General features: G+C 72.0%; 15 protein-coding genes. 13 read left to right on the top strand and 2 right to left on the bottom strand.

The window, feature by feature from the left end; translation table 11 throughout:
- Positions 1-8 precede the first annotated feature (8 nt).
- From ENC19_RS11085 to ENC19_RS31795, 7 genes are all read left to right on the top strand, one after another.
- The gene (locus ENC19_RS11085) at positions 9-791 is read left to right on the top strand and encodes an ABC transporter ATP-binding protein (protein ID WP_164447092.1); all 783 of its coding nucleotides are present in this window, start codon (positions 9-11) and stop codon (positions 789-791) included.
- The gene (locus ENC19_RS11080; protein ID WP_164447091.1) at positions 791-1,510 is read left to right on the top strand and encodes an ABC transporter ATP-binding protein; all 720 of its coding nucleotides are present in this window, start codon (positions 791-793) and stop codon (positions 1,508-1,510) included. Before ENC19_RS11085 ends, ENC19_RS11080 begins: the two co-directional genes overlap by 1 nt.
- 17 nt (positions 1,511-1,527) lie before the next feature.
- A complete protein-coding gene (locus tag ENC19_RS11075; RefSeq protein WP_164447090.1) occupies positions 1,528-2,406 on the top strand; it encodes a branched-chain amino acid ABC transporter permease in 879 nt (292 codons plus the stop codon).
- Positions 2,403-3,509 carry a branched-chain amino acid ABC transporter permease gene (locus tag ENC19_RS11070; RefSeq protein ID WP_164447089.1) on the top strand — a complete coding sequence of 369 codons (1,107 nt, stop codon included), beginning with the start codon at positions 2,403-2,405 and terminating at the stop codon, positions 3,507-3,509. Before ENC19_RS11075 ends, ENC19_RS11070 begins: the two co-directional genes overlap by 4 nt.
- A 65-nt stretch (positions 3,510-3,574) precedes the next feature.
- Positions 3,575-4,855 (top strand): ABC transporter substrate-binding protein, encoded by a 1,281-nt coding sequence (locus ENC19_RS11065; protein WP_164447088.1) that lies wholly within the window; start codon positions 3,575-3,577, stop codon positions 4,853-4,855.
- 174 nt (positions 4,856-5,029) lie between these two features.
- Entirely contained in the window at positions 5,030-5,593 is a 564-nt protein-coding gene (locus ENC19_RS11060) for a TetR/AcrR family transcriptional regulator (RefSeq protein ID WP_328824217.1), read from the top strand.
- A gap of 113 nt (positions 5,594-5,706) precedes the next feature.
- Positions 5,707-6,591 (top strand): AAA family ATPase, encoded by an 885-nt coding sequence (locus tag ENC19_RS31795; protein WP_164447087.1) that lies wholly within the window; start codon positions 5,707-5,709, stop codon positions 6,589-6,591.
- Between the two features lie 370 nt (positions 6,592-6,961).
- On the opposite strand, the gene ENC19_RS30115 is transcribed toward ENC19_RS31795, so the two are convergent.
- The gene (locus ENC19_RS30115) at positions 6,962-7,885 is read right to left on the bottom strand and encodes a hypothetical protein (RefSeq protein WP_235944654.1); all 924 of its coding nucleotides are present in this window, start codon (positions 7,883-7,885) and stop codon (positions 6,962-6,964) included.
- 121 nt (positions 7,886-8,006) lie between these two features.
- Between ENC19_RS30115 and ENC19_RS30110 the strand changes: the two genes are divergently transcribed.
- The 6 genes from ENC19_RS30110 to ENC19_RS11020 all read left to right on the top strand — a co-directional run bounded on the left by ENC19_RS30110 (position 8,007) and on the right by ENC19_RS11020 (position 13,159).
- A complete protein-coding gene (locus ENC19_RS30110) occupies positions 8,007-8,594 on the top strand; it encodes a helix-turn-helix transcriptional regulator (protein ID WP_235944653.1) in 588 nt (195 codons plus the stop codon).
- A 184-nt stretch (positions 8,595-8,778) separates the two neighbouring features.
- Positions 8,779-9,750, top strand: coding sequence for an ABC transporter substrate-binding protein (locus ENC19_RS11040; RefSeq protein ID WP_164447085.1), 972 nt, complete (start codon positions 8,779-8,781; stop codon positions 9,748-9,750).
- Between the two features lie 78 nt (positions 9,751-9,828).
- Entirely contained in the window at positions 9,829-10,620 is a 792-nt protein-coding gene (locus ENC19_RS11035) for an ABC transporter permease (RefSeq protein ID WP_235944652.1), read from the top strand.
- Positions 10,617-11,444, top strand: coding sequence for an ABC transporter permease (locus tag ENC19_RS11030; protein WP_281604179.1), 828 nt, complete (start codon positions 10,617-10,619; stop codon positions 11,442-11,444). Before ENC19_RS11035 ends, ENC19_RS11030 begins: the two co-directional genes overlap by 4 nt.
- On the top strand, positions 11,437-12,237 hold the full coding sequence (locus ENC19_RS11025) for an ABC transporter ATP-binding protein (RefSeq protein WP_164447084.1): 801 nt from the start codon (positions 11,437-11,439) through the stop codon (positions 12,235-12,237). The genes ENC19_RS11030 and ENC19_RS11025 overlap by 8 nt, the downstream gene beginning before the upstream one ends.
- Before the next feature lie 37 nt (positions 12,238-12,274).
- Positions 12,275-13,159: a PaaX family transcriptional regulator gene (locus tag ENC19_RS11020; RefSeq protein ID WP_216592412.1), complete on the top strand. Its 885-nt coding sequence runs from the start codon at positions 12,275-12,277 to the stop codon at positions 13,157-13,159.
- Here ENC19_RS11020 and ENC19_RS11015 read toward each other — a convergent pair.
- Positions 13,156-14,682, bottom strand: a complete 1,527-nt coding sequence (locus ENC19_RS11015; protein ID WP_164447082.1) for an acyl-CoA synthetase — start codon at positions 14,680-14,682, stop codon at positions 13,156-13,158. The two genes, ENC19_RS11020 and ENC19_RS11015, sit on opposite strands and share 4 nt — an antisense overlap.
- Positions 14,683-14,692: the final 10 nt, after the last annotated feature.

The raw sequence follows: 14,692 nt of genomic DNA, 5'->3' as shown, positions 1-14,692 counted from the left end.
GCGGGTTGATGGCGGACGGTCTCGCACTGCACCAGGTCGGCGTCCGCTTCGGCGGCCTGACCGCCCTCGACGACGTCTCGCTGACGGTCGGACCGGGCGAGGTGGTCGGGGTGATCGGCCCCAACGGGGCCGGCAAGACCACCCTGTTCAACGTCGTGTGCGGCTTCGTCACCGCGCACACCGGCACGCTGACCCTCGACGGCCGACCGCTGCGACCGCGACCACACCGGCTGACCCGGCTGGGCATCGCCCGGACACTGCAGGGCACCGGACTGTTCGCCGGGCTCACCGTCCTGGAGAACGTGATGGCCGGGGCCAGCCACACCGCCCGCACCGGGCTGCTGCCGGCGCTGCTCGGGCTGCCCCGCAGCGACCGCGACGAACGCCGGTTGCGCGAGCACGCCCACGCCGTCCTGGCCGACCTGGGCATCACGGAGTACGCCGACGCCGCGCCGGACACCCTTCCGTTCGCGGTACGCCAGCGGGTCGCGCTCGCCCGTGCGTTGGCCGCCCGCCCCCGGCTGCTGCTGCTCGACGAGCCGGCCGGCGGCCTCGGCGCCGAGGACGTGGACACCCTCGCGGAGCTGATCCGGCAACTGCCGCACCGGGCCACCGACCCCTGCGCGGTGCTGCTCGTCGAGCACCACATGGACCTGGTCATGGCGGTCTGTGACCGGATCGTGGTGCTCGACTTCGGACGGGTCGTCGCCACCGGGTCGCCCGAGGCGGTCCGCGAGGATCCGGCCGTGGTGGACGCCTACCTCGGTGCGGCCGTCGACGAGGCCGCGTAGTGGGCGGGGACCTGCTCACCGTCGAGGCCCTGGCCGCCGGCTACGGGCCGGTGCCGGTGCTGCACGACGTCGACCTGCGGGTGCCCACCGGCACCATCGCCGCGGTCATCGGCGCCAACGGTGCCGGCAAGACCACGCTGCTGCGCACCCTGTCGGGCATGCTGCGCCCGACCGCCGGTCGGATCCTCCTCGACGGCCGTGACCTGCGCGGCACCCCGGTCGAGCAACTCGTCCGGCGGGGCATGGCGCACGTGCCGGAGGGGCGCGGCGTGATCGGCGAACTCACGGTGGAGGAGAACCTGCGCCTCGGCGCGTTGTGGCGGCGGGACCGCACCGCCGCCGGGCACGCCCTCGACGAGGTCTACCAGCTGTTCGAGCCCCTGGCCCGACGGCGGCGACACCTCGGCCACCAGCTCTCCGGTGGCGAACGGCAGATGCTGGCCCTCGGCCGGGCCCTGGTCGGCCGGCCCCGCCTGCTGCTGCTGGACGAACCGTCGCTCGGCCTGGCTCCCCGCGTGGTGGCCCAGACCATGGCGTTGCTGCGCCGGCTGCGCGACGACACCGGGCTGACCGTGCTGCTGGTCGAGCAGAACGTGCGCAGCGCCCTGGCCGTCGCCGACCAGGGCATCGTGATGTCGCTCGGACGGGTCGCCCTGGCCGCACCGGCCGCCCGGCTGCGCGACGACGCCGACCTGCGCCACGCCTACCTCGGATTCTGAAGAGCGCAAGGAGGACCGTGGACCGCTTCCTGTTCCTCACCCTCGACGGCCTGTCGAGGGGCGCGGTCTACGCCGCGTTCGCACTCGCCCTGGTGCTCATCTGGCGGGCCGGTCGGATCGTCAACTTCGCCCAGGGCGCGATGGCGGTGGCCGCCGCGTACGTCGCGTACAGCGTCACCGCCGCGACCGGCTCGTACTGGCTCGGCTTCGGCGCCGCGCTGCTCGCCGGCCTGCTGCTCGGCGCGGTCGTGGACATCGCCGTGATGCGGCTGGTGGACCACCGGTCACCACTCAATCCGGTGATCGTCGCGCTCGGGCTGGTCCTGCTGATCCAGGCGGTCCTCGGCATGGTGTACGGCAACGAGTACCTGCCCGCTCAAACACCGTTCAGCCGGACCGCGTTGACGGTCGGTGGCACCGCCGTGCTGTCCCCGTACGACCTGTTCGTCTTCGCCACCGTCGGGGTGGTCGGCGCGGCCCTCGTCTGGGTCTTCACCCGGACCGCGATCGGGTTGCGGATGCGCGCCGCCGCGTTCGCCCCCGAGGTGTCCCGACTGCTCGGCGTGAACGTGGGCGGCATGCTCACCCTGGGCTGGGCGCTCGCCTCGGGTGTCGGTGCCCTGGCCGCGATGCTCGTCATCCCCACCGAGTTGGGGCTGCATCCGCACGCGATGGACCTGGTCTTCGTCTCCGCGTTCACCGCCGCGGTGCTCGGCGGGCTGGACAGTCCGCCCGGCGCGGTCGTCGGCGGTCTGGGGGTCGGCCTGCTGCTGTCCTACGTCAGCGGTTACGCCGGCGGGGATCTCATCCCGCTCGCGGTGCTCGCGTTGCTGCTGACGGTGCTGCTGCTGCGTCCCGGCGGGTTGTTCGCCCCGGTCACCGCGAGGCGGGTGTGAGCGCCACCCGCGCGGCGGCGCCGCAGGCCCGGCACGCCGCCGCCGATTCCGCCCGGCCCGGTCGGTCGCTGCCGACCGTGGTACGCCATCTCGCCGTCGCGGCCGGCGTCGCGCTGCTGGTGCTGCTGGTCAGCTACCAGCTCGACTCGTTCCGCAACTTCCAGCTGGCCACCGTGGCGGCGTACCTCTGCGCCACCGCCGGGCTGACCGTGCTGACCGGGCTATGCGGGCAGCTCTCGCTGGGACACGGCGCGCTGATGGCCACCGGCGCGTACACCCTCGCCCTGGTGCAGAACGCCTTCGCCGAGCGGGGCCTCACCGCCGGCGGGTGGCTGATCGTGTCGCTGGTGGTGGCGGTGCTGGCCACCGTCGTCGTCGGCGCGGTCGTCGGGGTCGCCGCCGCCCGACTGCGCGGGCCGTACCTGGCCGGGCTCACCCTCGCGGTGGCCGTGGTGGTGCCGGCGTTGACCGTCACCTTCGACGGGGTCTTCAACGGCGAGCAGGGTCTGGCGGTGCCGGTGGCCCCCGCCCCGGCCGGGCTGGGCAGCTACTTCCCGCATGAGCGGTGGCAGCTCTGGGTGGCCGCCGCGGCGACCCTGAGCTGCCTGGTGCTGTTGGCGAACCTGGTCCGCAGCCGCTACGGCCGGGCCTTCCGGGCGGTACGCGACGACGAGGTAGCGGCCCGCCTGGCCGGTATCCACGTGGCGCGTACCCAGGTCGTCGCGTTCGTGGTGAGCGCGGCCAGTGCCGGCCTCGGCGGCGCCCTGCTGGCGGTGCTCGCGCAGAGCGTGTCACCCGGCGCGTTCGGCCTGACGCTGTCGCTGTTCCTGCTGATGGCGGTGGTCATCGGCGGTCTCGGTCGACTCGCCGGGGCGGCCTGGGGCGCCGTCCTGCTGGTCGCCCTGCCCGACCTGACCCACTCCCTGACCAACCTGTTCACCCTCTCACCGGCGGCGGCACAGCGGCTGGAGGGCAACCTGCCGCTGGCGATCTTCGGCGCCACGTTGATCGTGGTCATGATCGCCGCGCCCGGCGGCGTGCAGGGGTTGTTGTCCCGGCTGACCCGGGCGCTGCGCGCCCGCTGGCCAGTCGGGCGGTCGTAACCGTTCCACCCGCTCACCGCAACCACCCATATCGCACAACCGGACCGATGAAAGGTCGGTGTCCCATGCGAAGCACGGCACGACGCGGTCTCGTGATCGCCACCACCCTCACCCTGTTGCTCACCTCCGCCGCCTGCGGCGCCGACGACGATCCCGGTGCGGGGGCGGCGGTGCCCGGGGTCACCGACACGGAGATCGTCGTCGGCACCCACATGCCGCTCACCGGTCCGGCGTCCGCCGGCTACTCGAAGATCGCCCCGGCGACGAAGGCGTACTTCGACTACGTCAACGCCAACGGCGGTGTGCACGGCCGCAAGCTCACCTACAAGATCGTGGATGACGGCTACAACCCAGCCACCACCCAGCAGGTCGTCCGGCAGCTCGTGTTGCAGGACAAGGTCTTCGCCATCCTGAACGGCCTCGGCACACCGACCCACACCGGCGTGCTGGACTTCCTGCACACCAACCGGGTGCCCGACCTCTTCGTCGCCTCCGGCAGCCGCAACTGGGACCAGCCCGACCGCTACCCGAACACCTTCGGCTTCAACCCGGACTACACGGTCGAGGGCAAGATCCTGGCGAACCACGTGAAGAGCGCCCTGCCCGGCCGTAAGGTGTGCTTCCTCGGGCAGGACGACGACTTCGGCCGCGACGCGTTGGCCGGCGTGGAGAAGGTGCTCGGTGCCGACGGCGTGGCGGCCCGTCAGACGTACGTCACCAGCAACACCAACGTCGCGCCGCAGATCGGCGCGTTCAAGGCGGCCGGCTGCGAGGTGGTCATCCTCGCCACCGTGCCCGGCTTCACCGCTCTGTCGGTCGGCACCGCCGCCCGACTGGACTTCAAGCCGCAGTGGGTGGTGTCGAACGTGGGCGCCGACCTGCCGACGCTGTCCCGGCAGCTCGGCGACGCCGCCGGACTGCTGGAGGGGCTGATCGGCCTGAACTACCTGCCGATGCAGGGCGACAGCGACGACCCGTGGATCCAGCTGTTCACCAAGGTGAACGCGGAGCACAACGGCGGTGCGGAGTTCGACGGCAACACCGTCTACGGCATGGCGGTGGGCTACCTGTTCGTGCAGGTGCTCCAGGCCGCCGGCAAGGACCTCACCCGGGAGTCGCTCGTCGAAGCCGTCCGCAAGGGTGGTTACCAGGGGCCGGGTGTGGCGCCGTTGCGGTTCTCCGCCACCGACCACTCCGGCTACGGCGGTGGCCGGCTGAGCCGGGTCGAGGGGGGAGAACAGCGCTACTTCGGCCCCACCTACGAGACCGACGAGGCCGACGGGCCGGTCAACGAGTACGCCACACCGCCGGTACCGCCACCGGCCAACGGCGTGCCGAGCGCCTGATCCGCTCACCCGGTGTGCGCCGCCCGGGCGGCGCACACCGGGCGCGGTGAGCGAACCGGTCACCGCGAGCGCGGCGGCCCGGCCGGGTCCCACGAGGCTCGTCCGGGCCGGGTCCGGTCAACGCCTAGACTCGGCACGCACGCATGCGACGCCAGGGTGAGGGGGACGGCGGGGATGGTCAGTGCCGAGGCGGCCGGCCGGGTGGACGGGCGCACCGCCCGGGCCGAGCGCACCCGGGCGGCGATCGTCGAGGCGCATCTCGCCCTCATCTCCGAGGGCGACCTGCGCCCGACCGGTGAGCGCATCGCCGAGCGGGCCGGCATCTCCCTGCGTACGCTCTGGACGAACTTCAAGGACATGGAGACCCTGTTCGAGGCCAGCGGGGCGGAACTGCTGCGCCAGCAGGACGCCGCCTGGCGGCCGATCTCACCCACGTTGCCGCTGACCAAGCGGGTCGACGCGTTCTGCCGGCAGCGGGCGAAACTGCTGCAACTGATCGCGCCGTCGGCCCGGGCCGCGCAGATGCGCGAGCCGGTCTCCGCGCAACTGCGCCGCAACCGGCTCAAGCACATCGCCCGGGTACGCGACGAGGTCGAGCAGTTGTTCGCCGACGAACTGGACCGCGCCGGATCGGCCCGGGACCAGCTGGTCAACGCCGTGGTGGCGGCGTGCACCTGGCCGGCGTGGTCAACCCTGCGCGACGGCCTCGGGCTGGGCGTGGACGCGGCCCGGCGGTGATGGCCCGCACCGTCGGCGCGCTGCTCGCCGAGCCGGCCGACCGCTGACCCCGGGCTCCCGCCACCCGACAATTCCCTCTTCTCAAGCGCCGACGCTTAGGCGAGACTCGATGCATGGTTAATGCATCAACGGTGCAAATAGATGTGCTACGGGGCCGGCAGGCGGAGTGTCGGGAGATCCGCAGGCTGCTCGCGGCATCGGCCGGGGGAGCGCTGCTGCTGCACGGCGAGCCCGGCTCCGGGCGCAGCACGCTGCTGGCGTACGCCCACCGGCACGGTCGGGATCGTCGCCTGCTCGCCGCCACCGGCCTGCCCGACGAGGCCACGCTGCCCTACGCCGGGTTTGCAGCGGCTGCTCGGTCCGGTGCTCGACGGCGCGGGCGCGCTGCCCGAACGGCACCGGCAGGTGCTGGGCCGGGCGATGGCCGGCGAAGGCTGTCGCGACCAGGACCAGCTCGTGCTCTCCCACGCCGTGCTCGGTCTGCTCACCGAGGCCGCTCACGACGGTCCGCTGCTGTGCACCATGGACGACCTCGACGCGGGCGACGCTCCCACCGCCCGGTTGCTGACCCTGGTGGCCCGACGCCTGCCGCACCTGCCCGTCGTCCTGCTGCTCGTCGCCGGCAGCGACAGCGGGGCGGACGCGATACCCCACCACCGGCTGTTGCCGCTCGACGAACCGGACAGTCACGCCCTGCTGGCCGCTCGCCGCCCGGGGTCGCCACCACCGGGCCCGGTGCTGGCCGGGCTGAGCGCCCTCGCCGCCGGGAACGCGCAGGCCCTCGTCGACTCGCGGACTCGCTGACACCCGGCCAGTGGCAGGGTGCCGAGCCCCTGCCCGCGGCTGTGCCGGCCGACGGCGACCTGGGTCAGGCGTACCGTGGACTGCTCTGCCTGCCCGGCGACACCGCGGCACGCGCTGCTGCTGGCCGCGCTCGCCGCCACCGCCCCAACCCCACCCGAGCCCGGCCGACCAGGCTCACGTCGTGGATCCGGTGACGCTGGGCCGGGTGCTGGGCACGGCCGGCGGCAGTGTCGAGACGCTCGCACCGGCCGAGGCCGTCGGCCTGATCCGGCTCACGGCGGCGGTGGCGCCTTCCCCGACCGCTGGTCCGCGCCATGGTCGAGGCCACCGCCTCCGTTGCCGCACGGCGCGACGCCCATCTGTTGCTCGCCGCCGCGTTCGGGGCACCGGAGCCCGGTTGCGTCGGGCGCTGCACCTGTCGGCGGCGACCGACGGACCGGCACCGGCGCTGGCCACGGAGTTGGCGGACGCTGCCGGCGACCGTGTGGACCTCCGCCGCGGCGACGGCGCTGGCCCGGCCCGCCGAACTCAGCGACGATCCGGTGCTCGCCGCCGACCGGCGGATCAGCGCCGCCCGACACGCCTGGCAGGCGGGCGAACCCGACCGGGCCGCGCGCTGCTGCACCACGCGTCGCGGATGCACCCATCGGTCCGCCTGCCGTACTCGCCGGACGGACGTGGCAACGGAACCGGTGCGTCGCGGCTGAGGTGTCGCCCCAACCGGCAGCCGGAAGTGCCGGCGGCGACGTGGTGTGCGATCGGGGGATCGCCGCCATCCGGGGCCTCGCCGAACTGCTGCGTGGCGAGATGCGGCTGCGCTGCGGACCCGTGCCGGCCGCGCTGCCGAACCTGCTGGCCGCCGCGAGCACGCTTGCCGACGTCGACCGCGAGTCGGCGCTTGTCGCGTTGGTCCGTGCCGGTGAGGCCGTCTGCTACTGCGGTGACCAGTACCGCTACGCGGAGGTGGCCCGCCGGACGGCGGCGCTTCGGCACGAGGGGGATCCGCCGTGGGTAGAGCTGCTGACCACCCTGGTCGCCGGAGTCGCCGCGACGCTGCGTGGCGAGCACGCCCACGGTGGGCCGCTGCTGCGTCGGGCGGTGGTGCTCGGTGGCCGGCTTACCGGTGCCGCGGCAACCCCTACCGCGTTGACCGGCGCGGCCGTGGCCGGTCTGCTGGTCGCGGTGGACGCCGCGGCGTACCGGCTCGCCGACCACGCCGTCGAACGTGCCCTCGACCGGGTGGTGTCCATGCTGCCCAGGGCGCTCGAACTGCGGGCGATGAGCGAGTACTGGCTGGGCCGCCACGAGGCCGCGACGAGCAGCTGCCGGGAAGGGCTGCGGGTGGCGCGGGCCGCCGGCCAGCACACGAGCGTCGGCGTACACCTCGGTCTGCTCGCCGTGCTCGCGGCCGTACGGTCCGACCGCGACACCAGCCTGGGTCACGTCGCCGAGCTGGGCGACGCCGCCGTGCCGGGCAGTCGTCCGCACGCCCTCGCCCAATGGGCCTCGCGTTGCTGGACCTGGCCGAGGCCAGGTACGCCGACGCCGCCGACCGGCTGGCCGCGCTGGCTCGCCCGGTACCGGGCGCGGTCAGGTGCTCGTCCAGGTGATGGCCACGCCCACCTGGAGGCCGCCGCGCACGACGGTCGGCACGCCCGGGCCAGCGCGGCGCTCGCTGTCTTCGACAGGTGGGCCGGCAGCACCGCCAGCCCGCTGCGCCGGGCGCTGTCGGCCCGCTGCCACGCCCTGCTGGCCCCGCGGCAGCACCGAGGCCGAGCAGCATTTCCGGGCCGCGCTGTCGCTGCACCCGATCGATGCCGCCACCTTCGAGCGGGCGCGCACCGAGCTGCTCTTCGGCCGGGAACTTCGCCGCGCCCGCCGCCCCCGGGAGGCCCGCGATCACCTGCACCGGGCCCGGCAGACCTTCATCCTGCTCGGTGCGCAGGCGTGGGCCCGGCAGACGACAGTGGAACTGCGCGCGGCGGGGGAGTCCGTCGGCCCGCCGGACCCACACGCCGTGCGGCTGCTCACCGGCCAGCAACTGCGGATCGCCCACCTGGTCGCCGCCGGCGCCACCAACCGGGAAGTGGCCCGGCAGATGTTCCTGTCCACCCGAACCATCGACCATCACCTGCACAACATCTACCATCGGCTCGGCATCCGGTCCCGCACCGAGCTGGCCCGCGCGTTGGGTTGACGTACCCAAACCGATATTCAATCGATTCATGACGGGCGTCAGAATTTCTTGACATTCGAAGGTCGGTGGCCGACGATGGCCAACACGGCCGGGTGATCTCACTCACATCGAGCCCGCCGTAGGTCTGAAGGCGCCCGTAGGTGTTGACGCGCCCACCACCCCCGCCCCAGGAAGGGCCTTGTCGATGAAGAAGGTATTCACGCTCGGGCTGATCGCCAGCGTCGCGATCGCGCTCGCTGGATGTACGGACTCGGATGCCACCCCCTCGGGAGAGGACAGCGGCGAACTCCGCCAGGTTCGTGTCGCGGCCCTGCCGATCACCGAGACCGCCGCGTTGTGGGGCGGCATGAAGGCCGGCATCTTCGAAAAGCACGGACTCTCGGTCGAGGTGCTGCCCGCCCAGGGCGGGGCCCAGGCCATCCCCGCGCTGATCAACGGCGACATCGACTTCGCCATCGGTCAGCCGTTCGGCCCGTTCCGAGCCGACCTGCAGGACCTCGGCGTGGTGATCATCGGCAACTACGCGTCGTCCTACGCCGAAGGCGACGACATCAACGCCGTGGTGGCCTCGGCCAAGTCGGGCATCACCCGGCCGGCGGAGCTCGCGGGCAAGCGAGTGGCGGTCAACAGCCTCGGTGCGGCCGGCGACGTGACGATCATGGCCGCGGTGGAGAAGGACGGCGGTGACCCGTCCACGATCAAGTTCGTCGAGGTCGCCTTCCCCGACGTCCCGGCGCAGCTCGAAGCCGACAACATCGACGCCGCCTGGGTGCCGGAACCCTTCGTCACCCAGCTGCGCAACCGTGGCGACACGTTCGTCGTCGCGCCCTACCAGGCCGTCGCCCCCGGGCTCGCGACGCTCACCGCCATCACGACCAAGGAGCAGATGGACTCCGAGGCCGAGCTGGTCGCCGACTTCACCGCGGCGATGAAGGAGACCCTCGCGTGGGCGCAGGACTCCGCCAACGAGGCGGCCGTCCGCCAGGCGATCAAGGACAACCTGGAGCTCCCGGAGCCGGTCGCGGACTCGGTGAAGCTGCCGCGCTTCGGTTGGGAGCTGGACCGGGCGAGCCTGGAGTCGCTTGCCACGCTCGCCGGCAAGTACAAGGTGCTCGATCAGCAGCCCAACTTCGACCGCCTCATCCAACAGCAGTAGTAGCCGGCGCGGTCCCGCCCTTCCCGGTCACCGGCCGGGAAGGGCGTCGCCGCCGACCACGGGAGCAACATGCACGTCTTGTCCCTCCGACGTCCCCGTTCGCTGCGCAAGGTGATGCTGGGCGTTGTCGGGCTGACCGGGTTCCTCGTCGTCTGGCAACTCGTCCCGACCCTGGGCCTGATCAACTCGCAGTACCTGCCGTACGTGACCGACGTGTTCGCCCGGCTCGCCGAGGAGTTCCGTGACCTCGCCTTCTGGCGGCGGCTCGGATACACCATGACCTCCTGGGCGATCGGTCTGGCCGTGGCCACGGCCGCCGCGGTCGTCCTCGGCACGATCGTCGGCCTGGTGCCCTTCCTGCGCCGCGCCACCCACACGGTGGTGGAGTTCCTGCGGCCCATCCCGTCGGTGGCGCTCATTCCCCTCGCCGTGCTGTTGTTCGGCATCCAGATGCAGGCCGCCCTGCTCATCATCATCTACGCGTCGTTCTGGCAGGTCTTCGTGCAGGTGATCTACGGTGTCGCCGACGTCGACGCGGTCGCCCGGGACACCGCCCGCAGCTTCGGACTCACCCGCCGCGAGCGGTTGTCGTACCTGGTGCTGCCGACCGCGCTGCCGTATCTGATGACGGGCGTCAGGCTCGCCGCGGCGGTCGCCCTGATCCTCGCCATCACCGCCGAGATGGTGATCGGCAACCCCGGTCTGGGGCGGATGATCGAGCTGTCCCGCTCCGCCGGTGACGCGGTCGGGCTGTACGCCTTCGTGGTGGTCACCGGGCTGCTCGGGCTGCTGGTGAATCTCGTCTTCCGGTTCATCGAACGACGTTCGTTGTCGTGGCACCAGTCCGTACGCGGTGAGGAGGTCCTGTGACCACGCACACCGGCCGAATCGGCTACCGGTCGTCGCCCGGGTGGCGCCTCGGACGCCGGGTCGCCGCGGGTTTCCTCTACCCCCTCGGGCTGCCCTTCCTGCTGCTGGTGATCTGGGGGCTGGCGTCGAGTTCGTCGACGAACCGGTTCTTCCCCGGACCTGTCACGATCTTCGAAGCCTTCCGGGAGACCTGGGTCGGCCCCGCGTTCGTCGACGACGTGCTACCGAGCCTCTACCGGCTCGCCCTCGGCATCGCGGCCTCGATCGTGATCGGCATCGCCGCCGGCACGCTCATCGGACTGTTCCAGTGGCTACGGGAACTGCTCGAACCGCTGCTGGAGTTCTTCCGGGCCATCCCGCCACCGGTGCTCATCCCGGTCGTGATGCTGCTGCTCGGCATCACCGACACGATGAAGGTGGTCGTGATCGTCTCCGGCGCGGTCTGGCCCATCCTGCTGAACACGATCGACGGTGTCCGGGCCACCGACAGCGTGATGTCCGAGACCGCCGACTCGTTCCAGATCACCTGGTGGGAGCGGCTCCGGTTCCTCGTGCTTCCGGCGGCCAGCCCGCGGATCATGACCGGGGTCCGGCAGGGGCTCTCGGTCGCGCTGATCCTGATGGTCATCTCGGAGATGTTCGCCTCGTCCGCCGGACTCGGCTACCGGATCGCCTACTTCCAACGTAACTACCTCATCGCCGAGATGTGGAGTGGCATTCTCCTGCTCGGCCTCGTCGGCGTGCTCCTCGCCGCGACCTTCGGGGTCGTCGAGCGACGGGTGCTGCGCTGGTACCACGGAATCAGGGAGGTCAACCGTGCCTGACCAGAGCACCCTGCTGCGGGTGGAGCACCTGCGCAAGGTCTACGAGTCCACGAACGGTGATGTCGAGGCGATCGGTGACATCAGCTTCACCATGCGCTCCGGTGAACTCGTCTGCATCGTCGGGCCGTCGGGCTGCGGCAAGACCACCCTGCTGAAGTGCCTCGCCGGTCTGCTCCGGCCCACCAGCGGTCTGGTCGAGATGGACGGGACGCCGGTGACCGGTCCGAGTCCGGCGATGGCCGTCGTCTTCCAGGAGTACGGCCGCAGCCTCTATCCGTGGTTGACCGTCCGGGGCAACGTCGAGCTGCCGCTGCGGCACAAGCGGCTGTCCCGCCCCGCCCGGGACAAGCTCGTCACCGACGCCATCGAGGCGGTCGGGCTGGCGCACGCGGCCCGCAGTCACCCGTGGCAGCTCTCCGGTGGCATGCAGCAGCGGGTGGCGATCGCGCGGGCCATCGCGTACCAACCCGAAGTGCTGATCATGGACGAGCCGTTCGCCGCGGTCGACGCGCAGACCCGCGCGGACCTGGAGGATCTCGTCCGCGAGCTGCACACGACCCGGAAGATCTCGGTTCTCTTCGTCACCCACGACATCGACGAATCGGTGTACCTGGGGGAACGGGTGCTGGTGTTGTCCGCGTCGCCGACCTGGGTACAGGAGGATCTGACCGTCGACCTGCCGCCGGAGCGCGACCAGATCACCACCCGGGCGCTGCCGCGCTTCACCGACCTGCGCACGCATGTCTACGACCAGATCCAGCGTGCGAAGCGCGGGCAGACCGTCGCCCCGTGACGGTGCCGAGGGGCGGATCCGCCCGAGGGGGAGGGCTGTGCGCAGTCGTCAGCCGAAGCAGCTGCTGCTCGCGTTCTTCGGCGAGCACGTCGTCGACGATGACCCTGGCCCGATCCGCGCCAGCGTCCTGATCGGTGTGCTCGAAGGAGCCGGCGTCGCCGCACCGGCGACGCGGGCGACCCTCGACCGGTTGGTGCAGACCGGCATGCTCGACCGGAGCAAGAGCGGTCGGGAGATCCAGTTCTCGCTCACCGAGCACGGGGTGGCGGTGCTGCGGGAGGCCACCGCCCGCGTCCGTGGCCCGCGCCCGTTCGATCCGCAGGGCACCGGCTGGACCCTCGTCACGTTCACGATCCCCGAGGGGCAGCGGACCCTGCGCCACCGGTTGCGTTCCACCCTCACCTGGGAGGGTTTCGCGCCGCTGCGCGACGGGCTCTGGCTGGCACCCGGCGAGGTCGATCTCGCCGGTTCGTTGGAGCCGCTGTGCCAGGACCTTCCTCCCCAGACGGTCATCGCCTTCCACGCCCGGGAACTGGCCGGCTTCCCGATCGCCGACAGCGTCCGCGCGGCGTGGGACATCGAGGCGATCCGGCGCGAGCACCTGGCGTTCATCGAGGTGTGGGGCGACGCGGGCGCCGCGACCCAGGCGGCGAGCGCGCTCACCGTACGCACGATGCTGGTGGCCGACTGGCTGGCGTTGCTGCGCGCGGACCCGAGGCTGCCCCGCGAGTTCATGGACGCGCAGTGGCCGGCTGAGCGGTCGACCCAGGTCTACCGGCGGATGCACCAGCGGCTGGCCGCGGCCTCCGCCGAGGAGTTCGCCGCTCTCGTCGGCGGTAGCAGCACCGGTGCGGTGTCCAGGAACATCGGTGGTGTGGCGGCGCGGGCGGGCGGCGACCCGGCCCGACGCGGTCGGGCCTAACGCGCGAACCGGCTCCGCAGGTCGGCCTTGCGCACCTTCCCCGAGGCGGTGCGGGGCAACTCGTCGACGACGACCACGTTCTTCGGCACCTTGTAGCGGGCCACCCGGCCGTCCAGGAACTGGCGCACCGTCGCCACGTCGACGGTGGCGTCCTCGCGCACCGTCATGATCGCCCACGGCACCTCGCCCCACCGCGCGTCCGGTACGCCGATGACCGCCACCCCGGTCACCCCGTCGATCTCGCCGAGCAGGACCTCGATCTCGGCCGGGTAGATGTTCTCGCCCCCCGAGATGATCATGTCCTTGAGTCGGCCCGAGATGTAGAGGTAGCCGTCGGCGTCGAGGTATCCGAGGTCGCCGGAGCGGAACCAGCCGTCCGGGGTGAACGCCTCGGCCGTCGCCTCCGGCAGTTGGTGATAGCCGGGGAAGACGTTCGGGCCGCAGATCTGGATCTCACCGATGCCGTCGTCGGCGATCGGTGCGCCGTATTCGTCGGCGATCCGCACGCTGGTGAAGAAGTGCGGCAGGCCCACGCTGCCCTGCTTGGCGCGGGTCATCGCGGGGGGCAGTGACGTCGCGCCCGGCGACGCCTCGGTCATGCCGTAGCCCTGCGAGAACGACAGGCCGCGCTCCTCGTAGGCGTTGAGGATGCGGGTCGGCACCGCCGAGCCGCCGCAGGTGAGCTTGCGCAACGTCGACAGGTCGGTGGCGCTCCAGTTCGGATGGTCGGCCATCAGCTGGTAGGTGGTCGGTACGCCGCTGAGCATGGTGACGCCGTGCCGCTCGATCTGGGCGAGCGCGCGTCCCGGCTCGAAACCCTTCTCCAGCACCAGCGTGGCGCCTTTGAGGATGACCGGCAGTGCTCCCATGCCGAGGGACGCGACGTGGAACAACGGCGAGATCATCAGCGCGACGTCGGTCGAGACGACGTCGTAGTCGACCACGCAGTTGAGCGCGACCCAGGTGAGGTTGCCGTGGGTAAGCACGGCACCCTTGGCCCGCCCCGTCGTGCCCGAGGTGTAGATGATCGCGGCCGGGTCGTCCAGGCTCACCGCGACAGCGGCGCTGGCGTCCGCGGCGGTCGTGCCCAGCAGCCGGGTCAGTCCCGGCTGGTCGGCGGTGCCCTCCCCGGTGACGACGACGCGGGGGGACGGCCCGGTGCCGATGGCGGCGGCCACCCGATCGTCGAACTCGGGATCGTGGATCAGCACCCGCGCGCCGCAGTCGGTGAGCACGTGGGTGACCTCGGGCGGTGCCAACCGGGTGTTGACCGGCACGAAGACCGCGCCCAGCCGCGCCGCGCCGAACATCACCCGGAGGAAGTCCGGACTGTTCTCGCCCAGATAGGCCACCGCGTCGCCCCTGCCGACGCCGAGGCCGCGCAGCAGCGCCGCGACCCGGTCGGTGCCGTCGGCGAACTGGCGGTACGTCACGGTGGCGCCCTCGCCGTGGACGAGGGCGACCTTGTCGGGGGACTTGAGTCGGCGCTTGGCCAGCCAGGCGCCGATTCCCTGTTCGTGCATCAGCGGACTC

It is taken from the genome of Verrucosispora sioxanthis (genome assembly GCF_010560025.1).
In the GTDB taxonomy this organism is placed as follows: Bacteria; Actinomycetota; Actinomycetes; order Mycobacteriales; family Micromonosporaceae; genus Micromonospora; species Micromonospora palythoicola.
Note: the sequence above shows the minus strand (reverse complement) of the source record. Positions and strands in the feature narration are given on the sequence as shown.

Coding starts and splice junctions, on each gene's coding strand:
- ENC19_RS11040 (WP_164447085.1), top strand. CDS start 8,779: ATGAAGAAGGTATTCACGCTCGGGCTGATCGCCAGCGTCGCGATCGCG.
- ENC19_RS11060 (WP_328824217.1), top strand. CDS start 5,030: ATGGTCAGTGCCGAGGCGGCCGGCCGGGTGGACGGGCGCACCGCCCGG.
- ENC19_RS11015 (WP_164447082.1), bottom strand. CDS start 14,682: ATGCACGAACAGGGAATCGGCGCCTGGCTGGCCAAGCGCCGACTCAAG.
- ENC19_RS31795 (WP_164447087.1), top strand. CDS start 5,707: ATGGTTAATGCATCAACGGTGCAAATAGATGTGCTACGGGGCCGGCAG.
- ENC19_RS11085 (WP_164447092.1), top strand. CDS start 9: ATGGCGGACGGTCTCGCACTGCACCAGGTCGGCGTCCGCTTCGGCGGC.
- ENC19_RS11065 (WP_164447088.1), top strand. CDS start 3,575: ATGCGAAGCACGGCACGACGCGGTCTCGTGATCGCCACCACCCTCACC.
- ENC19_RS30110 (WP_235944653.1), top strand. CDS start 8,007: ATGGCCACGCCCACCTGGAGGCCGCCGCGCACGACGGTCGGCACGCCC.